The sequence below is a fragment of the Janthinobacterium rivuli genome, assembly GCF_009208735.1.
In the GTDB taxonomy this organism is placed as follows: domain Bacteria; phylum Pseudomonadota; class Gammaproteobacteria; order Burkholderiales; family Burkholderiaceae_D; genus Janthinobacterium.
This window is the reverse complement of the sequence record NZ_WFLJ01000026.1, coordinates 36,868-60,334: the sequence shown is the minus strand read 5'-3', so window position 1 is coordinate 60,334 and position 23,467 is coordinate 36,868. Positions and strand designations below refer to the sequence as shown.

The window sequence follows — 23,467 nt, the reverse complement described above, 5'->3', positions numbered from 1 at the left end:
CAGGGAGCGGCTGCAAGGCGGGGCCTGTCACGCGCCATGCGCAAGCCGCGCATACAGCCCGGCTACCCGCTCTGCCGTGACGCCGTCGCGCTGTTCCACGGCCAGCGGGTGATCCGTCGGTTCCAGCTCGATGGCCGGACGTATGCCATCGTCGCGCAGGTGGACGCGGGTCTTCAGGTTCAGAGTGTCCGGATACCCGGGCAGTTGCGTGCTGAGCCAGCCGAAGAAGGGACCAATGTGGGCCCGTTTGGCATCGTTGAAGCAGGCGTCCCAGGCGTCGAAGCTGTCGCCGCTCAGCGACACCCACACGCCCCAGCTGAATGGCTCGTCAAAGCCATGCACGGGGATGTCGATGGTGGCGCGCACGAAGCAGTGCGCCTCGTCGACGATGCAGACATCGCTGTCGAGCTGGCAGCGTGTGGTCCGTTCGGCGAGCGTCATCTGCTCGTACAGCCACGGCGCGTCGACGCCGAAGCTGGGCATGCCCGTGTGGGTCTCGCCGCAGGAGCGGCACAGGAAGGAAAAAGTCATGTGGGAAGGATGCCTGGTCGAATTGTTTGCGGTGTTGATTACAAAGAGTTACTTGGGGAAACCGTGCGCTTGGCATTCGGGCAAGATGATATTCTAAACAAGCCCAAGATGCACGGACGGGACGACTGGCCCCACCGGCATTGCATGCCTGGCCTCTTTCAGTATCGATAGACTATTTACCTGGAATGAACAATGAACGAAGAAAAATTTTGGCAGCTGATAGAGCAGATCGACCGTGAAGCCCTGGAAGACGGCGACGCCGATGCCGCGGTGGAACCATTGACCGAAGCGCTCGCCGAGTTGCCGGTCAAGGACATCAAGGGCTTCGAAGAGTGCCTGGCTCAGGCACTGTACCAGCTCGATGGCAAGGTGTTTGCGGACCATGCCGGTAACTCAGGAAAGTCGGATGACGGTTTCCTGTATGCGCGCTGTTTCGTCGTCGGCTCGGGCAAGGCCATGTATGACAGCGTGCTGGCAGACCCCACGCTGATGCCAGATCAAACGGACGCGTGGCTGGAAGAACTGTTGAGCGTCGCTCCCGAGGCTTGGTCCGAGAAGACAGGGCGTGACACCGATGACTGGGATTTTACCGCCAGCGTCGACTATGAAACCGGAAGCAATTCCGCCGCCTGGCCTGGCTAAGGCGGCAATGGACGCAATCGTCGCAAGCAAGGCGCATATCGAGCTGGCAGAAACCGATGCCGGGCAATGGGAGGCGCACATGGCGGCAGCGGAAGCCGTGTTGCGCAGCGCCTTGCAAGCGGCCCGGCAAGACACGGCGCTGATCACTTGCCTGGGCGCCGTGCTGTGCGACCAGGGCAAGTACAGGGAAGCCGTCAACGTACTGGAAACGGCGCTCAAGCTGGGCTCGACGGACAGCCACACCCATTACAACCTGGGGGTGGCCCTGGCGGGCTTGGCCAAACCGCGCAAGGCCATGGCGCAATTTGACAAGGCGCAGGGCCTTGCCCCTTCCAGCCTGACCTGGACCGCCTATTTCGACCCGCAGGCCCAATAGGCGCGTGCCCGAAAATTATTCGAACTGCTTGCGGAACGCCTCGAACTGCGCCGCCAGGCCGTCGAAATCGCTGCGCAATTGCAGCACTTCCTGTTCCAGCTGGGCCACCCTGCTGCCCTGCTGCGGCGCGCTGACGGCGCCCGCGAAACCGGCCGCCGTCTCGCTCTGCGCCAGCGCCTCTTCGCCGCCCAGCAGATGGCCGTAGCGCGGTTCCTTGGCGCCGGGGGCGACGGCCAGCTTGGCCACCAGCGGCGGATATTTGTCGATCAAAAATTGCAGGCCGGATTCCACTTCCGCCACGGACTTGAATTCATGCACGCGGCCGCTGCGGCTGCGGATCTCGCCCGCCGTCTGCAAGCCGCGCAGCATCAAGATCGTCAGGATGGCCAGCTTGTCCTGTTCCAGCGACCACTTGATGCGCATGCGGTGTTCGTATTTGGCGACCCGCGCGCCGGCCTGCGTGATGCCGTTGACGAACTTGCGCTGCATCAGGCGCTGCAGCACGTCGTAGACGGTTTCCTCGGAAAGCGCCATGACGGGATCGCGGCTCGATAGCTGGTTGCAGCCGTTGGTCAGCGCATTGAGCGACAGCGGATAGCTGTCCGGCGTCAATGCTTCCTTCTCGGCCAGCACGGCCAGCACGCGGATCTCGAAGGGGTCGAGCAGATTCGGATTGTCAGTACTTTTTTCGCCTGCCGTCACATCAGTATTCATGCCTGTATCCTTAATCAACCAGCTTGTTCATTTGCTCAGAATCAAATTTATCACACTCGGGCACGCCCTGGCAGCAGATGCCCGCCGCCTTCAGGGTGGCGAGGATGGTCTCGATGCGTTGTTCCTGCGCCACGGCATGCGTGATCAGGCCTTGCAGGGCTTTCGACAGCGGGTCGTCGCCATTGGGCGTGACGCCATACGCGGCGAACAGGTGCGCCGTGCTGCCCTCGCGCAAGGCGCTGACATCCTTTTGCACGATGTGCGCGGGATTGCCGACGGCCGTGGCGCCGGACGGCACGGGTTTCAACAGCACGGCGTTCGAGCCCACCTTGGCGTACTCGCCCACCGTGAAACTGCCCAGCACCTGCGCGCCGGCGCCCACGATGACGCCGCGTTCCAGGGTCGGATGGCGTTTGCTGCCGCTGTGCAGCGAGGTGCCGCCCAAAGTCACCCCCTGGTAGATGGTGCAGTCGTCGCCGACGACGGCCGTCTCGCCGATCACCACGCCGAAGCCATGGTCGATGAAGACGCGCCGGCCGATGACCGCGCCAGGATGGATTTCGATGCCCGTGATGATGCGCGCGACATACGAAATGAAGCGCCCTACCCACTTCATGCGCCGCGTCCAGCACCAGTGCGCCCAGCCGTGCATGACGATGGCGTGCAAGCCCGGATAACAGGTCAGCACCTCCCAGCCATTGCGGGCGGCCGGGTCACGTTCGATGATGCTGTTGATGTCTTCGCGCAGGTGGTGGAACATAATGACAATGAATAAGGTGGAACGCAAATGGTAGCGTATTCGGCGGCGTGCTGCCGGGGAGGCAGATAAACAACCGCCGCCTCGAGGGCGGCGGCATATAAAGAAGCGCTACAAAACGTTCAGGGCAAGGCAACGCCGCCCTGGACGTTTTTTAGCCTTCTTTCGCGATGCGCTGGCGGCGGGCTTCGTACAGACACACGCCCGATGCCACGGACACGTTCAGGCTCTCGACGGAGCCGAACATGGGGATGCTGACGAGGATGTCGCAGGTGTCGCGCGTCAAACGGCGCATGCCTTCGCCTTCGGAACCCATCACGAGGGCCGTCGGGCCCGTGAAATCGGCTTCGTACAAGCCTTTCTCGCCGTCGTCCGAGGTGCCGATCAGCCAGATGCCGCGTTCCTTCAGTTCACGCATGGTGCGCGCCAGATTCGTCACGGTGATGTACGGGACGGTTTCGGCGGCGCCGCTGGCGACCTTGGCGGCCGTGGCGTTGAGGCCCACGGCGCGATCCTTCGGCACGATGACGGCATGGGCGCCGACGCCGTCGGCCACGCGCAGGCAGGCGCCCAGGTTGTGCGGGTCGGTGATGCCGTCGAGAATCAACAGCAGCGGCGGGCCATCGATGGCGTCGAGCAACTCATCAAGATTGCGCGCCAGCGACAGTTGCGAGGCAAACGCGATCACGCCCTGGTGGCGGCGCGTGCCGACGATCTTGTCCAGGCGCGACGAGTCCACTGGCATGACGCGCACGTTGGCCGCCTTGGCGGCGGCGATCATGTCCTTCATGCGGCCGTCGACGCGGCTGGCGTCGACGAAAATTTCTTCCACGGACGACGCTTCATGACGCAGGCGCGAGGTGACGGCGTGGAAGCCGAAAATCATTTTATTCTTCATTATCTATCTATCGCTTATCGCTTGTTCTTGCTTGATTTTGATACAGTTTTTGCTGCTCGTGGTGCCGCCGCGGCGGCTGCCGCGGCTGGTTTCTTGCTGCGCTTCGGCGCGGCGGCCTTGGGGGCTGCCGCCTTCGGGGCTTCCTTCAGGGCTGCCTTGGCTGCAGGCTTGGCTTGCGCCTTGGCGCCGTTGGAACGGCCGCCGGAACCATTGCCGGATTTGCCACCGCTGTTGCCGCCGGCTTTGATCTCATGGCGCTGCTCGGTCGCAGGACCGGGCTTGATCATGGATTTCTTCTCGCCCTTGCGCTTGCCGCCCGACTGCTTGGCCGGCGCTTCTTCGCCCGCCAGTTCCGCATCGGTGACCAGGCGCAGGTCGATCTTGCGCGTTTCCAGGTCGACACGCGCCACTTGCACCGTCAGGCGGTCCGTCAATTGATAACGTTTGCCCGTGCGTTCGCCGCGCAATTCATGGCGCGCATCGTCGTACTGGAAGTAATCGGTGCCCAGCTCGGTGACGTGCACCAGGCCTTCGACGAACAGGGTATCGAGCTGCACGAACACGCCGAAGGTGGTCACGCCCGTGATGGTGCCGGTGAACTCTTCACCCAATTTATCCTGCATGAAGTAGCACTTCAGCCACGCCTCGACGTCGCGCGACGCTTCGTCGGCGCGGCGCTCGTTGGCCGAGCAATGCACGCCCAGCGCGTCCCAGATGGTCAAGTCCGTCTTCTTCGGCTTGCCGTCGGCCTTGTCCTTGGCTTGCTGCTTGCGCGTGGCGTTCGACACGTTCGTGTTCAACACGACTTTATCGGACAGCTTCGGCTCGTATTTCTTGCCTTGCAAAATGGCCTTGATGGCGCGGTGCGTCAGCAGGTCGGGATAGCGGCGGATCGGGCTGGTGAAGTGGGCATACGCCTCGTAGGCCAGGCCGAAGTGGCCGATATTGTCCGGGCTGTAGACGGCTTGCTGCATCGAGCGCAGCAGCATCGTTTGCAGCAGGGCCGCGTCGGGACGCGCCTTGATCTGCTGCATCAGGGTCTGGTAATCGGATGCCGACGGCGTGTCGCCGCCCGTCAGGTTCAGACCAACCTGCTTGAGGAAGGTGCGCACTTGCGTGAGCTTTTCCTTGGTCGGGCTGGCGTGGATGCGGTAGGTGCCTGGATGCTTGTTACGCAGCAACAAATCGGCCGCGCAGACGTTGGCCGCCAGCATGCACTCTTCGATGATCTTGTGCGCTTCGTTGCGCGTGCGGGGGATGATCTTTTCGATCTTGCCGGCGCTATTGCAGACGATATACGTTTCCGTCGTTTCGAAATCGATGGCGCCCCGCTCCGTGCGTGCTTTCAGCAAGGCGCGGTAGACGGCTTCCAGATTCTGCAGGTGCGGCAGGATGTCCGCGCGGCGTGCCGCTTCGGGTCCCTTGGTGTTGCCCAGCACGGCGGCGACTTCGTCGTAGGTCAGGCGCGCGGCCGAATGGATGACGGCCGGGTAGAACTGGTACGCCTTCAACTCGCCCTTGTCGCTGACGACGGCGTCGCACACGAGGGTCAAACGGTCGACGGCCGGGTTCAGCGAGCACAGGCCATTCGACAGTTTTTCCGGCAGCATCGGGATCACGCGGCGCGGGAAGTAGACGGACGTGCTGCGCTCCAACGCGTCGATATCGAGCGCGTCGTTCGGTTTCACGTAATGACTGACGTCGGCAATGGCCACGATCAGGCGGAAGCAGTTGGCGCGGCCGATCTTGACGGGTTCGCAATACACGGCATCGTCGAAGTCGCGCGCATCCTCGCCATCGATGGTCACCAATGGCACGTCGCGCAGGTCGACACGGTCTTTCAGGTCGGCGGCGCGCACTTCGAACGGCAGTTTTTCCGCCTGTTTCAGGGCGGCGGCGGAGAAGATGTGCGGCACGTTGAATTTGCGCACGGCAATTTCAATTTCCATGCCGGGATCATCGAGCGCACCGAGCACTTCGACGATCTTGCCGACCGGCTGCTTGAAGCGCATCGGTTGCTCGGTCAGCTCGACGCTGACGATCTGGCCGGCCTTCGCCTTGCCCACCGAACCGGTGACCAAAATGTCCTGGCCGATGCGCTGGTCTTCCGGCGCCACGACCCAGGTACCGTTTTCCTGGATCAGGCGGCCGATGACGTGGGTATTGGCGCGGTAGGTGACTTCGACGATCGTGCCTTCCGGGCGGCCGCGGCGGTCCGTGCCGACGATGCGGGCCATGACCTTGTCGCCATGCAGCACTTTCTGCATTTCTTTCTCAGGCAGGAACAGGTCGGCGCTGGCGTCGTCAGGAATGACAAAGCCGAAGCCATCGCGGTGGCTGGTGACGCGACCGGCGACAAGCGCGCTCTGGTCGGCCAGGCTGAAAACACCGCTGGCGTCAGACTTGAGCTGGCCGTCGCGCTCCATCGCCTTCAGGCGACGGACCAGGACATCCATGGAATCGGCATGCACTTGCAGCGTTTTCCCGAGAGACTGCGGGTCGAGAGGCGCGTTGACGCTGCGGAATATGCCGAGAATGTCCTCCCGGCTGGGGATGGTGTGGGTATTTTGGCTCAAAAGTATTTCTATAGTTGTTATTGACAGTGATCAAACGGAGAACAAAGACCGATGACATCACCGTCAATATTGACACGGTGATGTTCGATAGTGTACCGGAGGACGCCTTGGTTTGCCTAACGGACAGCGTAGCGGAAACCGAACAAGTGCCCCGCCGATGAAAAAAAGGAGAAAAGCTGCGCAATGCATTTGACTTCGGCAAATATTGCTCTATAATCTCGGTCTCTTGCAGCGACAAACCTTCACGGGAATGCAGTTGCAGGAAAGCGGTACAGGGTTGATGTGCAGTATGGAGCGAAAGCTCATCTGGCGCAAAACTCTTCAAGTCGCTATAATAGCAGAATTGTTGCGAAGTTATTTTCCAACAAGTACTCGAGCAGTAAAGTAATAAGTCACAGCAGCATCAGTGCCCACGTGGCGGAATTGGTAGACGCGCATGGTTCAGGTCCATGTGCCTTCGGGTGTAGGGGTTCGAGTCCCTTCGTGGGCACCATTACCTAATTCGCAAAAAGGCCGCAAACTTTCACGAGTTTGCGGCTTTTTTCATTTCCGCGGCGAAAAGCCCCTCCCTCCCGGCAAGCAGGCCACCCGACGCGCGCAGTGACGGCAAGCGGCGGAAAACGCTGAAAAAAGAGGCAGATTCAGCCTTTTTTCATAGGCGGCAGCCCTTTTCAGGCGAAAAAACATGTTTCTTGAAGAAAAGTGCAAAATGTTGATTGACCGAATGCGCGCCAGCCCTTATGATTTTGTCCTCGCTGCAGAACACGCAGCGACAAGCAGCAAGCAGTAACAATGCCCACGTGGCGGAATTGGTAGACGCGCATGGTTCAGGTCCATGTGCCTTCGGGTGTAGGGGTTCGAGTCCCTTCGTGGGCACCACCAGCAACAAGTTGTTCATTGTTGTGATCCGCAGTACAGTAGCAAGCAGTATGCAGTTGAAATGAGCAGCACAATGCCCACGTGGCGGAATTGGTAGACGCGCATGGTTCAGGTCCATGTGCCTTCGGGTGTAGGGGTTCGAGTCCCTTCGTGGGCACCACCAGCAACGAGTCGTTTTCGTTGTAATCCGCAGTACAGTAGTGAGATATAGCAGTAGCATTGGCAGCATCAGTGCCCACGTGGCGGAATTGGTAGACGCGCATGGTTCAGGTCCATGTGCCTTCGGGTGTAGGGGTTCGAGTCCCTTCGTGGGCACCATTACCTAATTCGCAAAAAAGCCGCAAACTTTCACGAGTTTGCGGCTTTTTTCATTCCGGAATGCCGCGCAGTCTTCCCGACCCGCGGCACCCTCCTCTTACTTGGCCAGCGCCGCCTTCACGCCGTCTTGCAGGCTCGTCGTCGGACGGCCAATCAGCGCGCTCAATTGCTTGCCATTGTCTTCCAGGCCGCCCTTGGCCGCGCCCGCATCGGAATCAGCCAGCAGATCGGCAAAGCCTTCCGGCACGCCCACGCCCACCAGCGCCGCCTTGAAGTCCGCCTGCGGCATATCCTTGTAGACAATCGCCTTGCCCGACTGGCGCGCCACTTCGGCCGCGTACTCGGCCAGGGTAAAGCCGTGGTCGCCGGCCAGTTCATAGATCGCTTGCGGCTGGGCGGCCGTCAGCACGGCGGCGGCGGCCGCCGCGTAGTCGGCGCGCGCGGCGGACGAGAAGCGGCCGTTTTGCGCCGCACCCAGCACGACGCCATGCTCGAGCACGGGCGCCAGGTGTTCCGTATGGTTTTCCAGGTACCAGCCGTTGCGCAGGAAAGTGTATGGCAGGCCGGAGGCGCGGATGGCCGCTTCCGTGATCACGTGTTCTGCGGCCAGGCCCAGCGGCGACGTGTCGGCGCGCAGGACGCTGGTATAGGCCAGCAGGGACACGCCGGCGCGCTTGGCCGCATCGATGACGTTCTGGTGCTGCTGCGCGCGCTGGCCCACTTCGCTCGACGAGATCAGCAAGATTCTTGTTGCCCCCTTGAACGCCGCGTCGAGGCTGGCGCCATCGTTGTAATCGGCCTGGCGCACCTGCACGCCCTGGGCGGCCAGGTCGGCGGCCTTGCCCGGGTTGCGCACGGCGGCGATGATGTTCGCTGCGGGGACGGACTTGAGCAGGCTGGCGATGACGTGCTGGCCCAGCTTGCCTGTGGCGCCGGTGATGACGATCATGATTTCTCCTTGGAGGGTGGTTGGTAAAACCCTATAATAGGACTATTACTTACTTATTGTAAGTACGTACCTTTTGGTAAGTATGAATCACATCAACATTCACAAGGTCAACTATCATGTCCACAGACACTCCCGGCGCCAGCCTGCGCGCCGCCCTCGCCCGGCAAAACCAGGGGGCGCACCTGCTGGCGGCGGCCTGCCCGTCGCGCGCCGTGCTCAGCCACCTGACCAGCCGCTGGGCCGTGCTGCTGCTGGTATTGCTCTTGAGCGGCACGCGGCGCTTCAGCGAACTGCGCCGCGAAGTGGGCGGGGTCAGCGAAAAAATGCTGGCGCAAACCCTGGAAGCGCTGGCGGGCGACGGTTTCGTGCTGCGCCAGGCGTATCTGGTGATCCCGCCCAAGGTGGAGTACAGCCTCACGCCGCTGGGACGCGAGGCGGCCGAACGCCTGGCCGCGCTGGTCGACTGGATCGAGGATAATTACCCGCGCATCGAACAGGCGCGCGCCGACCTGGAAGCGGCACCGGCGGCGCAAAATGCGGCTTGAACAGCTTGCTTTTGGTCATCAAGAATTATCGTTTACTCCTACTTGCCTTGATGTAATACTAGGCCCATGAAACGCGTAAGGGCGCGACACCATGAACCAGTTGATTTCTTCCATCACCGACCGGGCCAATGTGCTGCTGGTCAGCAATTCGCCGAACGATGTGCGCGAACTGCTGTATGTGCTGGACCGGCATAACCTGGGCACGGGACTGGCGGGCGATATCGACGAAGGCGTGGAGCTGGCGGCCGGCGGCACGGACCTGATCCTGCTCGACGCGGCCCTGGCGGGCACCAATATCGGCGCCACCTGCATGCGCCTGCGCAATGCGGGCGGACGCCACGGCGTGCCCCTGCTGCTGATGTCGGCCACCCCCAGCGCCGAGGAACAGGGCCGCAGCGTGGGCGCCGGCGCTTCCGACTACATCAAGATGCCCTTCAACGCCCGCGACGTGGCGGAAAAAATCCTCATGGAACTGGCCTTGCACAAGGCCGAGGCGTCCGCGCCGCATCCCGTCACGCCGCCGCGCCCCCTGCATCCGCAAACGCTGGAAGTCAATTACCACTCCATCCTGGCCGGCTCGCCCGACGCCGTGCTGCTGTTCGATATCGACAACCGCCTGCTGATCGACGCCAACCACCTGGCCGAAGAATTGTTCGGCATGCCGCTGGCCGAACTGCTGCAAGGCGGCATGGAGCCGCTGTTCCCCCGGCAGCAGGACGATGGCCGGGCCTCGCCGCAACTGCTGGAAGAAAAGATCCGCGATACCTTGCAAGGCAAGATCGTCGTCTTCCGCGCCAGCTGCCGCCACCGCGACGGCCACCCGATCGCCTGCGAAATCCGGCTGATGCGCCTGTCCGTGCCGGGCCGCCAGCTGGTGCATGCGCGCATCATCGACTTGACCGAACGCAACCTCGCCGAAGCGATGCGCGCGGGCCAGAGCACCTTGCTGGAAATGGTCGCCAAGGGCGCGCCCCTGATCCCCACCCTGGACCAGCTGTTGCTGCTGATCGAAGGCCAGTCGCGCGGCGTGCTTTGCTCCATCATGCTGCTCGACGACGATGGCGTCCGCATGCACAGCGCGGCCGGTCCCAGCCTGCCGCCCGACTACATGGCCCTGCTCGAAGGCGTGGCCATCGGTCCCGGCGTGGGCTCGTGCGGCACGGCCATGTTCCTGCGCGAACCGGTGGTCGTCAGCGACATCATGCACGACCCGCTGTGGGCGCCCTACCGCGAGCTGGCGGCGCCGTTCGGCTTGCGCGCCTGCTGGTCGCGCCCCATTTTCGGCCAGGATGGCGCCGTGCTCGGCTCCTTCGCCATGTACTACCGCGAAGTGCGCCAGCCCGATGCGCGCGACCTGGAACTGATCGACACGGCGACCGACCTGGCCGGCATCGCCATCGGCCGCATGCGCCACGAACGCGAACTGCAGCGCCACCGCGCCCACCTGGAAGAACTGGTGGCCGAACGCACGGCCGCCCTGACGCAGGCCAAGGAACAGTCGGAGCAGACGAATCTGGAATTGGCCGCCGCGCTGGAAAACCTGTCCATCACGCAGGAAGAACTGGTGCGCCGCGACAAGCTGGCCGCGCTGGGCGCGCTGGTGGCCGGCATCGCGCACGAGCTCAATACGCCGATCGGCAACGGCCTGGTGGTGGCCACCACCATGGCCGAACGCACGCGCGAAATCCAGGCCAGCTTCCTCGATGGCTTGCGGCGCTCCGAACTGGGCGCCTACCTGACCCAGGCCAGCGAGGCGGACGCCATCATGCTGCGCAACCTGCAACGCGCGGCCGACCTCGTCTCAAGCTTCAAGCAGATCGCCGTCGACCGCGCCAGCTCGCAGCGCCGCCACTTCCTGCTGCGCCAGTTCATCGCCGAGCTGATGTTACCCCTGTCCACGCCGCTCAAGGGCGCCGGCCTGAGCCTGACGCAGGACGTGCCGGACGGCCTGGCCATGGACAGCTATCCTGGCCCGCTGGGCCAGGTGCTCAGCAACCTGCTGGAAAACTGCCTGCGCCATGCCTTCGAAGGCCGCAGCGGCGGCACCATCGCCATCAGGGCGCGCGGCAGCGACGACGGGCAGACGATCACCCTGTCCATCACCGACACGGGCATTGGCATCGCCGCCGACGACCTGGCCCACGTCTACGACCCTTTCTTCACGACCAAGCTCGGTTCGGGCGGTTCGGGCCTGGGCCTGCATGTGGCGCACAACATCGTCACGGGCGTGCTGGGCGGCCATATCGACGCCATCAGCAGCACGGGCGCCGGCAGCGGCACCACCTTCACCCTGCAGTTGCCCGTCACGGCGCCGCAGTCGCCCGCCCCCTGAATGGCAGGCGCGCTACAATGCCGGCAGGCTTTTCTTTCGGAGCAACTATGAAATACCTGATCGCCACGGCCCTGCTGGCTGCTTACGCCTGCGCAATGGCCGGACCTGCCCCCTGGTACCAGTGGCGCAGCAAGATCGACGGCACGCTGTCGTGCGCCCAATCGACGCTGGGATTTGGCTGGGAACTGGCCTCGGGACCGTACAAAGATAGCCGTTGCGAAAAACCGGCGCTTGTTAAATAATGGGGTCATGACCACACGGGGCACCGGCTTGAGATCAAGCGATGGCATTGCGGCGTCGAAAGAGTATGGAACGATAAGAACGTATCTATTCAAACCGAGGAGACCACATGTTTACGAATCCCGAACAATTCGCATCGGCCACCAAGGCCCTGTTTGAATTCCAGCTGATGACCTTCAACACCCTCACCTCGAAGGCCGTGCAAGGCGTGGAACAGGTGCTGGCGCTGAACATGGCCACCGCCAAGTCCGGCATTGAGGATGGCCTTGCCGCCAGCAAGGAAATCGGCCAGGCCAAGGATCCGAAGGCCGCCATGGCCGCCGCCGCCGCCCAGCTGCAACCTGGCGTGGCCGGCGCGAAAGCGTATAAACAGCAACTCGACGACATCATCAAGGAAATCCACACGGAATTCACCACGGCCGCCGAAGCCCATGTTGCCGAAGCGAAAAGCAATCTGAGCGCCCTGATCTACGACGTCACGAAAAACGTGCCGCCAGGCTCGGAAAACGCCGTGGCCATCGTCAAGGCCGCCATCGACAACGCCTTCCTCGGCTACGAACAAGTGACCAAGGCCACGAAACAGGCCGTGAAAACCGTGGAAGAGCAAATCGCCAAGGCCAGCGCGCAAGTGGCGCAGGCTACGGAAAAGGCGACGAGCGGCGCCACCGCCGCGGCTGAAAAGGCGGCGCCTGCCGCCAAGCCGAAGGCGACTAAAAAGTAACGAGCCCCAGGAGCAAGTACCGGGGTCGTACCCTCAGGGTACGACCCCGGCCTTTACTTGGGGTCGACAAGTTTAGCCCTCACCCCAACGGCACGATCCGGTACACGCAGCGCCTTCCCCCTTCCAGCAGATATTCGCTGCGTTCCACCGTGCAATCATCCCCCAATACCCGCTGAAAGATGGCCAGCTCAGAGCGGCAGAAATTCTGGCACGCCGTGGCCGCCGCGCAGATCGGGCAATGGTTTTCCACCAGCAAGACACTGCCATCGTCCTGCGGCTCGGCATGGGCCATGTAACCCTCGCCATCGCGCGCCCGCGCCAGGCTGTCCACGCGCTGCGCCAGATCGTCACTCACATCGACCAGCTTGCCGTAGGCGGCCTCGCTGCCGCGCTCGCGCGCGCCGATCAATTGATCCAGCCCCGCGTCGCCGAACAGGGTTTTCACTTGCGCGATCAATTCCAGGGTCAGGTCGGCATGGCGGTCGGGAAAGCGCGCGTGGCCCGCAGGCGTCAGCTGCCAGCGCCGCGACGGGCGGCCCACCTTGTCGGCCACATCCTCGAACGCCACCAGGCCACGCTCGAGCGCCGCTTCCAGCTGGCGCCGCGCGCCCATGGAGGTGATATCGAGCAAGGCCGCCAGTTGCTGCGCCGTCTGCGGCCCGCGCATCTTCAGCAGGAACAAGGTCTGCTCGGACGTGCTGGCGCTCACGCCGCGGCCTTCGCGGCGACGGCGCCGTCCAGCTGGCGGCGCCATGCGACCATGCGCCAGGCTGCCCAGGCGGCGGACACGGCGCCCGCGACGAGGATCAGCCGCGTGTCGATCAGGGTCAGCACGGAGCCGCTGAGGGCGACGACGATGTTGGCGATACAGAAGGTGGTGGCCAGCAAGCCCATCACGGCACCCTGCCCGTGCGCGCTGAAGCGTTCCGCGCACCAGCCCTGGATCACCGTGTTGTACAGCGCATTCGGAATGCCGAACAGCACGATGGCGGCGATGCCCACCCAGATATTGCCCAGCGCCAAAATGCCCACGGCCAGCGCCACGCCGCACGCATACCAGCTTGCCCGCAGCAAGGGCGCATGGCGGCTGGGACCGCCCGCCAGCAGCGAGGTGATGGTCATCGTGCCGCACAGGCCCACATTGACCCAGGCAATCTCCTGCGCATGGTAATTGGCCGTCTCGACCAGCCACAGCGGATAGAACTCGTAGAAACTGGCCACGCCGCAGGTCAGCGCCAGCTGCACGATGAACAGGGTGCGCAGCTCGTCATGGCGCAGCAAATTGAGCGAATGGCGGTCGCGCGCCACCTGCCACCACGACGTCGTCAGTAGCGAGGGCGTTTCGCGCGGCAAGCCGACGGCCACCAGCACGGCGACGAGCATCAGGGCGGCGGCGGCGATCCAGAACGGCACCGTCACGCCCCAGCCCAGAGTCGCGCCCGCCAGGATCGGGCCCACCAGCCAGCCCAGGTAAAACGCGCCATTCAGCCACGACATGGCGCGCAGGCGCAGCGGCCCCGTCAGTTGGTCGGCCAGCATGGCGCGCGCCACGGCGCCGTTACCTTCCAACAAACCCGTGATGAACCGGGCGACGATAAACAGCGGATACGACTGGATCACCAGCGCCCAGGCCGTGATGGCATGGCCGATGGCGGCGCCCACGGCCGTGCGCATCAGCAAGGGGCGGCGGCCATAGCGGTCCGACAAGGGGCCCAGCACGGCCGAGCCGATCAGCAAGCCCAGCGGGTTGATGGTCAGTGCCAGGCCGAACAGCAATTTCGACGGCAAGCCGAGGAAATTATTGAAGGCATTCGGCGCCTCGGCCGCGAACAGGGGCGGCAGGATCGGGTATGGCAGCGAGGCGCCGATGGTCGACAGCAGCGCCAGCAAACAGGCGGCGGAAATCAGGATGATGTTTTTCATGCAGGCTCGATGGAGAGTGTCTGGTAAGACTACGTGACCATGCCGCATAAGTAAACTAAAATGTTTATTAATACCAGGCATTGTCACAATGAAACGTGCAAGCCATCACCTCGGCTATCATCGCCGCATGACTCACGTTGAACAGGACAAACATGACACTGTCAGAAATGGAACGGCAACACGGCTTCACCTATCCTGCGCTGTATCGCCAGCTGGAGCGCGACGGCATGCTGGCCGTGGGCGAATACGGCCCCGACTGGTACAAGCTGGTCTATCCCACCTTGACCGAGCGGCCCACCCTGCTGCTGCATGCCGACGATTTCGAATTACTGAGCGTCAAGGCCGTAGCGGCAGCCATGGAAGAACTGGCCGATCCCGACGATTACCGGCAGATCGATCCCGCCTTGCGCTTCATCCCGTTCGCGCAGACGGGCGCCGGCGACCATTACTGCTTTTTCGCGTCCAGCCGGCACGCTGGCGAGATGCCCGTCGTGCTGCTGTGGCATGACCAGAATGAAGCCCAATACCTGGCAAAGAACCTGCAGGATTTCGTGTTTCACATGTTGTTAAGCAGTATGGCCGACCAGGATACGTACAACGAGGTCAGCGACGAGGAGTTCAAGGAACAGCTGGCAAACACCCTGGGCACGCATGCGCGCTACCTGACGCCGGAACAGGCGCAGATACTGCAAACGCTGCTGGCCAGGGACATCATCGATTACGACGTGCCGCTGCCGAAGGGACGCAAGGAAGCGCACCGGGGCTTGCTGACCGATGTCGAGCTGGCCGGCCTGCGCGAGGACCTGATTCCCTACGAAAAGTTCGACCACTGTTTTGCCTACAGCGCGGCTGGCTGAACATAAAATCGCTGGGCAAGCGGCAGCTGAAGGTTTAAACTGTATATAAACACAGTAAAAGCCATCACCTTGCAACTTGCCCTATTGCCATCCCCATGCTGAGAGTCCTGGAAAATCCCCTGTACTATCTGGATAATTTCCAGGATGTGCTGAGCTGGATCAGCGCGCGTTACGCCGATCTGCTGAGTGCTGAAGAGACGCGCTTCATCGCCGACTTCGGCGCACTGCCGCAGCCGTCGCGCGCCCTGTTCGTGCGCCTCGTCATGCGCAAGGGTTGCCTGTTTCGCGCCAGCAAGCTCAATTATCCGGAAATCGGCGACACGCGCGCGGCCGCCCTGCCCTTGCTGGCAACAGGCTGGGTCGAGGCCGACCCGGCCATTTCTCTAGCCGAACTGTTTGACTTGCTGCTGAAAGCGGAAATCGCCCAGGCCTTCCACCTCGCCGCGCCCCTGAAATCGGCGCGCAAGGCCGAGCAGCTCGACGCCTTGCGCGCACTCCATGTGGAAGAGAAACCGTTTTCCGCCTGGCATCCGGCTTCCGGCGACGTGCTGTACCGCATCGGCCTGCAAGCGCTGTGCGACCGCCTGCGCCTGATTTACTTTGGCAATTATCACCAGGACTGGTCGGAATTCGTGCTGTCCGACCTCGGCGTCTATCAATACGAAAAAGTGGAATTCTCACCCGCTTCGCGCGGCTTTCGCACGCGCCAGGATATCGAGCACTATGAAGTGCTGCACCAGTGCCGCGAACGCTACAACGACAGCGCGCCGGCCGACGAGGTGCTGCAGGAGCTGGCGGCGCTGCCCTTGCCCGAAGACAATACCTGGCTGGCCAGCCGGCGCGACAAGCTGCGCTTCCAGATCGCCCAGCACCTCGAGAAATGCCAGGACTGGCCGGCCGCCTACCGCGCCTATGCCGATTGCCGCTACCCGGGCGCGCGGGGCCGCGCCATCCGCGTGCTGGAAAAAGATGAACAACCGCAAGCGGCCTACGAGCGCCTGGTGATCGCCCTGGCCGCGCCGGAAAGCGAAGCGGAACAGCAATTGCTGCGGCGCATGGCCCCCCGTTTGCGGCGCAAGCTGGGCCATGCCAAGCAGGCGGCCGATGCGGCGGCCGCCGTGGAGCGCATCGATCTGCGACTACCGTATCCTGAGCAGGCGTGCTACGTGGAAGGGGTGGTGCGGCAACATCTGATGCGGGACGACGCGCCCGTGTATTACGTGGAAAACACCCTGATCAACTCGCTGTTCGGCCTGCTGTGCTGGCCCGTCATCTTCAAGGCCATGCCGGGCGCCTTCTTCCACCCGTTCCACCGTGGCCCGGCCGACTTGCACAGCGCCGATTTTTACCAGCGCCGCAGCCTCGATTTTGCCGCCTGCCTGGCGCAGCTGGACGACGGCAGCTACCAGGCCAGCATCCGCGCCACCCTGGCCGCCAAGCACGGCATCGTCTCGCCCTTCGTCAGCTGGGACGTGCTCGACGACGGCTTGCTGGACCTGGCGCTGGCCTGCATCCCGGCTGCGCACCTGAAGAAGGCGTTTGAACGCATCTTGCTCGATATCAAAAGCAACCGCAGCGGATTTCCCGACCTGATCCAGTTCTGGCCGGCCGAGCGGCGCTACCGCATGATCGAGGTCAAGGGTCCGGGCGACCGCCTGCAAGACAACCAGCTGCGCTGGATCGCGTATTGCGCCGAGCACGCCATGCCCGTCAGCGTGTGCTTCCTGCAATGGCAGGCGGCCGCATGAGCGGCAACACTTACACGATCGCCGTGCGCGCCCTGTGCGAATTCACGGCCAAGGTGGGCGACCTGGACTTGCGCTTCACGCCCTCGCCCACGGCGCAGGAAGGCATGGCCGGCCACGCCACCGTCACGGGCCGGCGCGACGACGATTACCAGCGCGAAATCAGCCTGTGCGGCGACTTTGGGCCTTTGCACGTGCGCGGCCGCGCCGATGGCTACGACCCGGCGCGGCGCCAGCTGGAAGAGATCAAGACGTATCGGGGCAAGCTCGACGCCATGCCCGCCAACCACCGCCAGCTGCACTGGGCGCAGGCGCGCATCTACGGCCATTTGCTGTGCCAGCAGCTGAACCTGCCCATGCTGCGCGTGGCGCTCGTGTATTTCGACATCGCCAGCCAGAAGGAAACGGTCATGCACGAGGAATGCACGGCCGAGGCACTGCGCCTTTTCTTCGAACAGCATTGCGCGCTGTTCCTCGACTGGGCCGAGCAGGAGCTGGCGCACCGCGCCAGCCGCGATGCACAGCTCAGCGGCATGGCCTTTCCCCACGCGGACTTTCGCCCGGGACAGCGCCAGCTGTCCGAAGCCATGTACAAGGCCAGCAGCCGCGGCTGCGGCTTGCTGGCACAGGCGCCGACCGGCATCGGCAAGACGGTGGGCAGCCTGTTCCCCATGCTGAAAGCGACGGCCGCGCATGGCCTCGATAAACTGTTTTTCCTCGCCGCCAAGGTGCCGGGACGCCAGATGGCGCTCGACGCCTGCGCCATATTGAAAGATAGCGCGCCGCTGCTGCCCCTGCGCGTGCTGGAACTGAGCGCCAAGAACAGCGCCTGCGAGCATCCCGACAAAGCCTGTCACGGCGAATCGTGTCCGCTGGCCAAGGGCTTTTACGACCGCCTGCCGCTGGCGCGCGAAGTGGCGCTGGCCAGCGGCTTGATCCTCGACAAGGAAGCCGTGCGCGCCATCGCCTTGCAGCAGGGTATTTGCCCGTATTACCTGGGCATGGAGCTGGCGCGCTGGAGCGACGTCGTCATCGGCGACTACAATTACTATTTCGACCTCAGCGCCATGTTGTACGGCATGACCCTGGCCCACGACTGGAAAGTCAACGTGCTGGTCGACGAGGCGCACAATATGGTGTCGCGCGCGCGCGGCATGTATTCGGCCGAGCTGGCGCAGATCGACCTGAAAATGCTGCGCAAGTTCGCGCCCGACGCCTTGAAAAAGCCGCTGGACCGCCTCTCGCGCCAGTGGACGGCCTTATTGAAGGAGCAGGATGGCGATTACCATGTGCATCCCGCCTTGCCCGATAAATTCTTTGGTGCCCTGCAAGGTGTGGCCACGGCCATCGGCGACTACATGGCCGAGCACGCTGCCGTGCTGGACGAAGACTTGCAGCGCTTTTATTTCGACGTGCTGCTGATCAATCGCCTGGCGGAAAGCTTCGGCGCGCATTCGCTGTTCGACATCAGCAAGACTGACACGGGTTCCACCGTCTGCATCCGCAACATCGTGCCCGCGCCGTTTCTCAAGGAGCGCTTCGCGGCCAGCCACAGCACGGCCCTGTTTTCCGCCACCCTGAGTCCGTGGAATTACTACAGCGACACCCTCGGCATGCCGGAGAACACGGCCTGGGTCGACGTGGAATCGCCGTTCCAGGCGCAGCAGCTGTCCGTGCGCGTGGCCGACGGCATTTCCACGCGCTACCAGCACCGCGCCGCCTCGCTGCTGCCCATCGCCCAGCTGATGGCGAAGCAATACGCGGAAACGCCGGGCAACTACCTGGCCTTCTTCAGCAGCTTCGATTACATGGAAAAGACGGCCACCCTGTTCGCCCAGCATTACCCGGACGTGCCCCTCTGGCAGCAGCCGCGCCGCATGGACGACGCTGCCCGCGCACAATTTCTGGGCCGCTTTGGCCTGGACACGCGCGGCATCGGCTTTGCCGTGCTGGGCGGCGCGTTTGGCGAAGGCATCGACTTGCCGGGCGCGCGCCTGATCGGTGCCTTCATCGCCACCTTGGGTTTGCCGCAGATCAATCCCGTCAACGAGCAGATCCGCCAGCGCATGGGCGACCTCTTCGGCGCAGGCTACGACTACACGTACTTGTATCCGGGCATGCAAAAGGTGGTGCAGGCGGCAGGCAGGGTCATCCGCACCCAGTCGGACAAGGGCGTCGTGTATCTGATCGACGACCGTTTTTCGCGCCCGGAAATCCGCCAGCTCTTGCCCACGTGGTGGGATGTGCAGCTGGCGGGTGAATAATCTCTTCAGGTGTTGCCAGCCCGCTTGCGCGACACGCCGGTTTTCCGCCCTCCAGGGGCCTTGGCAGGCGCAGCAAGCGCACTGTCATGGACATCGGCCTCAACTTCCTCGCTGCGCAGAAAATTCTGCAGTTCGATACGAACGCCGTTTTGCGCAACGACCGACAGCTCCAATGTCATGCCCAGCGATTGCAGAAACCGGCGCAAGGTCGAGACATAGGTATCGCTACGCTTTTCCAGTTGGGAAACAGCATGCTGTTGAATCCCGAGTTCCCTGGCAACTTCCGCCTGGGTCTTGCCCACGGCCTTGCGAAAATCCGTCAACGTGGCGGCGTGCGCTATCATTTCTTGCATTTTTTCCTGGGACAAAGCGGCAATTTTTGCCTGCCGCTCGGTAGGCAGACTGTGGATGACGTCATTCAGATTTCTTCCCATGGCAATCTCCTGCTCCTAAAATCATCTATTGCCTTTGTCCGGCCCGGTGTTCGCTGCAGCCAGGTTTTTGAGGTGTTGCTCGTAGCGTGCATTTGCCTTGAATAACAAATCCCTGTAAAACTTGTCCTCATCGACACCTTGCTTGGCTGCCGCAACCAGAATCACCGCCTCTCGCCTCGTATCGAAAGCAAAGACCGCGCGCCACACCTCTGCCCCGTTGTTGGCCTTGAAACGCAGCTCTTTCATGTTCGGGTGTTTAGGGTTCTTCAACGTCCCGACATGAGGACGCCCGGCAGTCGGGCCCAGCTTCGACAGCGCATCGGCACTCGCCAGCAATTCATCTTGGACATCTATCGGCAAAGCATCGAATTCCGCGTCGAAATCATCGTGAAACGAGACTGGCCATGTCCTCGGCGCATTCACCATCACCTCCAGATGATATCATGCTTAAATGATTAAGTATCTCCGCCACAGAACATGCTAGCCAACCAGTAACCTCAGCTTCTGATACCCCGCCTTGCTCACGGGTATCCTCGTATCGTCGCGCAAGATGGCCACGTGGCTGTCTTTCGTCGCCGCCTCAATGCGGCGGATACCGTCGATATTGAGCAGATACGACCTGTGCACGCGCAGGAACTTGGCGGGATCGAGCTGGGTCTCCAGCTCCGCCAGGGTCTGGCTTTTCAGGTAGGACTTGCCCTCGGAACGGATGCTGATGTAATCGTCCTGCGCCTCGATGTAGTCGATGCGCGCGCTGGCGATGATGTGGACCTTGGCGCCGTCGCGTATCAGCACGCGGGCCAAAGGTGCGGCCCGCGTGGCCGCCTCGCGCGCCAGCGTCAGCACCGTCCCGGGCGTGCCGCGCTGGGCGCGCGCATGGGCCAGCGCCTGGTCGAAGCGCTGTTCGCTGAACGGTTTCAGCAGGTAATCGAGCGCATGGCAGTCGAACGCCTTCAAGGCGTACTGGTCGTAGGCCGTGACAAAGATCAGCTTTGTCTTCGCACCGATCAGTTCGGCCACTTCAAAACCGTCCAGGCGCGGCATCTGGATGTCGAGAAACACCAGTTCCGGCTCCAGTTCCGCGATGGCCTTGACGGCTTCGAAGCCGTTGGCGCATTCGGCCACGATATCGATATCGTCATGGCGCGCCAGGTATTCGCGCAGCACGCCGCGCGCCAGCGCTTCATCGTCGACGATGGCCACGCGCATTCTTGCCTGCCTCATGCTTCCTCCGTGTCGCCGGTCTGCGCCGGCATGGAAATCATCACTTCGAAATGGCCGTCGCGCCGGCCCCAGTGCACGCTGGCCTCGTGGCCATACGCGCCGGCCAGGCGCTGGCGCACATTCTCCAGGCCCACGCCGTTGCCACGCGCCGGCCCCTGATCCGCATCCACCGGATTGCGCACGGCGATCTGCAACAGGCTGCCCGCGCGCCGCACCTCGATGGCGATCAGACCGCCCTCCGTCAAGCCGCAGAGTCCATGCTTGACGGCATTTTCAACCAGCGGCTGTATCAGCATGGGCGGCAGCAGACAGGCCAGCGCGTCCGCGTCGATGCTCTCCAGCACTTGCAGGCGTTCGCCGAAGCGCACTTGCTCGATGGCGAGAAAATGGCGGATCAGCACCAGTTCCTGCTCCACGGTGATGTGCTTGTGCGCTTCCAGGCTCAGGCTCTGGCGAAAGAAACTGGCCAGCTGCAGCGTCATCTGGCGCGCGCCCGCCGCATCGATAGACGTCAAGGCGCTGATGGAGTTCAGGCTATTGAACAGAAAATGCGGATCGATCTGCGTGCGCAACATGCGCAGCTGCGCTTCCTGCGCCATCAGTTGCGCTTCCAGGCCCCGCTGCTCGGCCATCCTGGCGCGCACGAATTCGAGCAACAGATAATGCACGGCGGCGGCCAGGCAATACAGCAGCACGCCCAGGCCGAAGAACAGGGCCAGCAGCGATGGCGTCAGGTTCACGCCCAGCCAGCGCAGCTCCAGCAACTGGCTGACGCTGTTCAAAAATTGCAGCAAGGTCGCCCACAGCAAGCCAGCGAACAGGGCCGCCACGCCCATCACGCCGGCGATGGCGAGCGGATGGCGCGCGTGCAAGGGATAGGCGCGGCACAGGTAGAACGCGGAAAACCCCGAGCCGATCGCATACACAAGCGTGGCGGGCACCACCAGCACGACGGCATTGAGCCAGGGCGCGTGGGCCACCCGGGCCAACATCAAGGCCAGGGCCAGGCCCAGCGCGATGCAGACCAGGAACACCACCACGGCGCCGCGCCGCTGCGACAAAGGCCCCGACATGCGCGCCTAGTTGCGGATTTCCAGGCCGCCCATGATGGCGTAGCCCGTCACATACAGGCGCTTGGCCTGGTTCGGCGGCACGATGGTCTTTTCCTCGAAGCCGCCAAGGATGGGCGTACCCTGCAGCACGACGCTCCAGTCGGGCGGAATCTTGATGGTGACGCCGCCGCACAGGGCAAATACGTTGAGCACGGCTTCGCCTTCGATCGAGGCCTGGCGCAAGTCGATTTCGCAGCCGGCCATGATGACGTTGATGTCGCCGCCCCTGAAGCGCTGCGACGACACGCGCCGCACATAGCCGCCGAGGATGGCCGTCACTTCGATGACGCTGTCATCGTCCGCCTGGGCGCCGGCGCCGGGCGCCGCAGTGGCATCGGCGGTATCCTTGGCCAGCGACACGGCGCCATTCCTGGCCTGGCCGAATGCGTCAGGCGCAGCGCTTCCATCTTGCTGCGCGGCAAAGCGCCGGCGGCGCTGGCGCTGCTGCGCCCCGGGCAGGGACTTCGACACCACGGCCACGCCCAGGCCGATGATCAGCAGCGGCCACAACAAGCCCCAGTTCATGTAGAAAATGCCCATGTGCTTGAGAGTCCAGGCCACGCCCAGCAGCACCAGCATGCCGCCCAACAAATAACCGTTGGCGCTGCGGCTTTGCGACAGTTTCAGCAGGCCAAACACGATCAGCACCGTGGGCCAGAAACGGAAGGTGTAGCGCACATCGATGAAACCGAGGTTATCGAGCAGGAACAGCAGGCCCAGGCCGATGACGATGACGCCCAGCACGATCTGCGATGGCGAGTGCAGCGGCGGTTTATTTTTCATGCTCGGACTCCCGGTAGGCAATAAAATGTTTGTTCAACAGCGGCTCCAGCACGAGGCCCACGCCCCAGGCGATCAGCAAGGCGGGCCAGCTATTGTAGAAATTCAAGTTCCACAGTTCTTCATACGACACATACCACCAGGCGGCGAAGAAGATCAGCCACAAGCCGCTCAGTACCTGCTTGGCGGACACAGGCGTGAGCAGTTTGTTCAGGCCGAAGAGCACCAGTATCAGCGGCCAATAATGCCATAGTGCATAGTAATCGCGGAGATAGATCACATCGAGCCGGTCCAGCAGGATGACGGCGCCGATGGCGATCAGCAGCACGCCCCACAGCAGCTGGGTACGGCGGCAATAAGCTGGTTCAGGTTTCACGGTCACCCTTTGAAGTTAGTTGATCGTAAAGATACGCGGATTTCGGGCGCGCGAAAACACCGCTTCGGCGAATGGCGGACAGGCGGCGGTGAATGGCGCGGCGGCGCAAACGACAGGCAAAAAAAAGACCGGCTAGGCCGGCCTTGAAGGGGTTCGCAGTACACACCGCGACCTGGAGTTGCAGTGCTCAGCCGCAAGGCGCGAACGCGCTGGCGGCAAGAATCTGGTGCCGATCCTTGAGGCGACCGGCTGACCTGCTGGAAGATCGAACATG

23 protein-coding genes and 4 tRNA genes are annotated in these 23,467 nt (G+C 62.9%); 13 read left to right on the top strand and 14 right to left on the bottom strand.

The features are described 5' to 3' along the window. Positions 1–27: 27 nt before the first annotated feature. The gene (locus GCN78_RS27045) at positions 28–531 is read right to left on the bottom strand and encodes a DUF2199 domain-containing protein (RefSeq protein ID WP_152254455.1); all 504 of its coding nucleotides are present in this window, start codon (positions 529–531) and stop codon (positions 28–30) included. Positions 532–723: 192 nt separating this feature from the next. On the opposite strand from GCN78_RS27045, the gene GCN78_RS27040 reads away from it, so the two are divergent. Together GCN78_RS27040 and GCN78_RS27035 are read left to right on the top strand one after the other, a co-directional pair. Continuing rightward, positions 724–1,173, top strand: coding sequence for a DUF4240 domain-containing protein (locus GCN78_RS27040; RefSeq protein ID WP_152254454.1), 450 nt, complete (start codon positions 724–726; stop codon positions 1,171–1,173). Between the two features lie 7 nt (positions 1,174–1,180). Beyond that, positions 1,181–1,549, top strand: coding sequence for a tetratricopeptide repeat protein (locus GCN78_RS27035; RefSeq protein WP_152254453.1), 369 nt, complete (start codon positions 1,181–1,183; stop codon positions 1,547–1,549). 15 nt (positions 1,550–1,564) lie between these two features. Here GCN78_RS27035 and GCN78_RS27030 read toward each other — a convergent pair whose 3' ends face one another. The 4 genes from GCN78_RS27030 to rnr all read right to left on the bottom strand — a co-directional run bounded on the left by GCN78_RS27030 (position 1,565) and on the right by rnr (position 6,494). Beyond that, positions 1,565–2,263 carry a YceH family protein gene (locus GCN78_RS27030; protein WP_152254452.1) on the bottom strand — a complete coding sequence of 233 codons (699 nt, stop codon included), beginning with the start codon at positions 2,261–2,263 and terminating at the stop codon, positions 1,565–1,567. Positions 2,264–2,273: 10 nt separating this feature from the next. Beyond that, a complete protein-coding gene (cysE, locus tag GCN78_RS27025) occupies positions 2,274–3,023 on the bottom strand; it encodes a serine O-acetyltransferase (protein WP_152254451.1) in 750 nt (249 codons plus the stop codon). A 151-nt stretch (positions 3,024–3,174) separates the two neighbouring features. Beyond that, entirely contained in the window at positions 3,175–3,918 is a 744-nt protein-coding gene (rlmB, locus tag GCN78_RS27020) for a 23S rRNA (guanosine(2251)-2'-O)-methyltransferase RlmB (RefSeq protein WP_034784003.1), read from the bottom strand. Between the two features lie 14 nt (positions 3,919–3,932). Continuing rightward, entirely contained in the window at positions 3,933–6,494 is a 2,562-nt protein-coding gene (gene rnr, locus GCN78_RS27015; RefSeq protein ID WP_152254450.1) for a ribonuclease R, read from the bottom strand. A gap of 408 nt (positions 6,495–6,902) precedes the next feature. Here rnr and GCN78_RS27010 point away from each other — a divergent pair. From GCN78_RS27010 to GCN78_RS26995, 4 genes are all read left to right on the top strand, one after another. Further along, a tRNA-Leu gene (locus GCN78_RS27010) sits at positions 6,903–6,987 on the top strand. Between the two features lie 301 nt (positions 6,988–7,288). Then, positions 7,289–7,373, top strand: a tRNA-Leu gene (locus tag GCN78_RS27005). A gap of 75 nt (positions 7,374–7,448) precedes the next feature. Next, positions 7,449–7,533: transfer RNA gene (locus tag GCN78_RS27000), tRNA-Leu, on the top strand. Between the two features lie 73 nt (positions 7,534–7,606). Next, positions 7,607–7,691: transfer RNA gene (locus GCN78_RS26995), tRNA-Leu, on the top strand. A 97-nt stretch (positions 7,692–7,788) separates the two neighbouring features. Here the strand turns inward: GCN78_RS26995 and GCN78_RS26990 are convergent. Further along, positions 7,789–8,640, bottom strand: a complete 852-nt coding sequence (locus GCN78_RS26990; protein ID WP_152254449.1) for an SDR family oxidoreductase — start codon at positions 8,638–8,640, stop codon at positions 7,789–7,791. Between the two features lie 116 nt (positions 8,641–8,756). On the opposite strand from GCN78_RS26990, the gene GCN78_RS26985 reads away from it, so the two are divergent. From GCN78_RS26985 to phaP, 4 genes are all read left to right on the top strand, one after another. Further along, positions 8,757–9,185, top strand: coding sequence for a winged helix-turn-helix transcriptional regulator (locus GCN78_RS26985; protein WP_152254448.1), 429 nt, complete (start codon positions 8,757–8,759; stop codon positions 9,183–9,185). Positions 9,186–9,276: 91 nt separating this feature from the next. Continuing rightward, the gene (locus GCN78_RS26980) at positions 9,277–11,517 is read left to right on the top strand and encodes an ATP-binding protein (RefSeq protein WP_152254447.1); all 2,241 of its coding nucleotides are present in this window, start codon (positions 9,277–9,279) and stop codon (positions 11,515–11,517) included. Between the two features lie 47 nt (positions 11,518–11,564). Next, positions 11,565–11,759 (top strand): hypothetical protein, encoded by a 195-nt coding sequence (locus GCN78_RS26975; protein ID WP_152254446.1) that lies wholly within the window; start codon positions 11,565–11,567, stop codon positions 11,757–11,759. Between the two features lie 107 nt (positions 11,760–11,866). Further along, a complete protein-coding gene (gene phaP, locus GCN78_RS26970) occupies positions 11,867–12,478 on the top strand; it encodes a TIGR01841 family phasin (protein ID WP_152254445.1) in 612 nt (203 codons plus the stop codon). A 79-nt stretch (positions 12,479–12,557) separates the two neighbouring features. On the opposite strand, the gene GCN78_RS26965 is transcribed toward phaP, so the two are convergent. Together GCN78_RS26965 and GCN78_RS26960 are read right to left on the bottom strand one after the other, a co-directional pair. Next, the gene (locus GCN78_RS26965; RefSeq protein WP_226939844.1) at positions 12,558–13,187 is read right to left on the bottom strand and encodes a helix-turn-helix transcriptional regulator; all 630 of its coding nucleotides are present in this window, start codon (positions 13,185–13,187) and stop codon (positions 12,558–12,560) included. Then, entirely contained in the window at positions 13,184–14,401 is a 1,218-nt protein-coding gene (locus GCN78_RS26960) for an MFS transporter (RefSeq protein ID WP_152254443.1), read from the bottom strand. Before GCN78_RS26960 ends, GCN78_RS26965 begins: the two co-directional genes overlap by 4 nt. 152 nt (positions 14,402–14,553) lie before the next feature. Here GCN78_RS26960 and GCN78_RS26955 point away from each other — a divergent pair, with 152 nt between their 5' ends. The 3 genes from GCN78_RS26955 to GCN78_RS26945 all read left to right on the top strand — a co-directional run bounded on the left by GCN78_RS26955 (position 14,554) and on the right by GCN78_RS26945 (position 19,267). Next, positions 14,554–15,258: an SMI1/KNR4 family protein gene (locus GCN78_RS26955; RefSeq protein WP_152254442.1), complete on the top strand. Its 705-nt coding sequence runs from the start codon at positions 14,554–14,556 to the stop codon at positions 15,256–15,258. Positions 15,259–15,353: 95 nt separating this feature from the next. Continuing rightward, complete coding sequence (locus GCN78_RS26950; RefSeq protein ID WP_152254441.1) at positions 15,354–17,006, top strand: VRR-NUC domain-containing protein; 1,653 nt, start codon at positions 15,354–15,356, stop codon at positions 17,004–17,006. Then, the gene (locus tag GCN78_RS26945) at positions 17,003–19,267 is read left to right on the top strand and encodes an ATP-dependent DNA helicase (RefSeq protein ID WP_152254440.1); all 2,265 of its coding nucleotides are present in this window, start codon (positions 17,003–17,005) and stop codon (positions 19,265–19,267) included. The genes GCN78_RS26950 and GCN78_RS26945 overlap by 4 nt, the downstream gene beginning before the upstream one ends. A 5-nt stretch (positions 19,268–19,272) precedes the next feature. Here GCN78_RS26945 and GCN78_RS26940 read toward each other — a convergent pair whose 3' ends face one another. Genes GCN78_RS26940 through GCN78_RS26915 form a run of 6 tightly spaced genes read right to left on the bottom strand, consistent with a single transcriptional unit; the run spans position 19,273 to position 23,193 of the window. Beyond that, positions 19,273–19,701, bottom strand: coding sequence for an XRE family transcriptional regulator (locus tag GCN78_RS26940; protein WP_152254439.1), 429 nt, complete (start codon positions 19,699–19,701; stop codon positions 19,273–19,275). Positions 19,702–19,722: 21 nt separating this feature from the next. Further along, complete coding sequence (locus GCN78_RS26935; RefSeq protein ID WP_152254438.1) at positions 19,723–20,127, bottom strand: type II toxin-antitoxin system RelE/ParE family toxin; 405 nt, start codon at positions 20,125–20,127, stop codon at positions 19,723–19,725. A 54-nt stretch (positions 20,128–20,181) separates the two neighbouring features. Next, positions 20,182–20,910: a LytR/AlgR family response regulator transcription factor gene (locus GCN78_RS26930; RefSeq protein WP_152254463.1), complete on the bottom strand. Its 729-nt coding sequence runs from the start codon at positions 20,908–20,910 to the stop codon at positions 20,182–20,184. An 11-nt stretch (positions 20,911–20,921) separates the two neighbouring features. Further along, positions 20,922–21,998: a sensor histidine kinase gene (locus GCN78_RS26925; RefSeq protein ID WP_152254437.1), complete on the bottom strand. Its 1,077-nt coding sequence runs from the start codon at positions 21,996–21,998 to the stop codon at positions 20,922–20,924. A 6-nt stretch (positions 21,999–22,004) separates the two neighbouring features. Then, a complete protein-coding gene (locus GCN78_RS26920; protein WP_152254436.1) occupies positions 22,005–22,820 on the bottom strand; it encodes a LiaI-LiaF-like domain-containing protein in 816 nt (271 codons plus the stop codon). Then, positions 22,810–23,193 (bottom strand): LiaF transmembrane domain-containing protein, encoded by a 384-nt coding sequence (locus tag GCN78_RS26915; protein WP_152254435.1) that lies wholly within the window; start codon positions 23,191–23,193, stop codon positions 22,810–22,812. The genes GCN78_RS26920 and GCN78_RS26915 overlap by 11 nt, the downstream gene beginning before the upstream one ends. Positions 23,194–23,467: the final 274 nt, after the last annotated feature.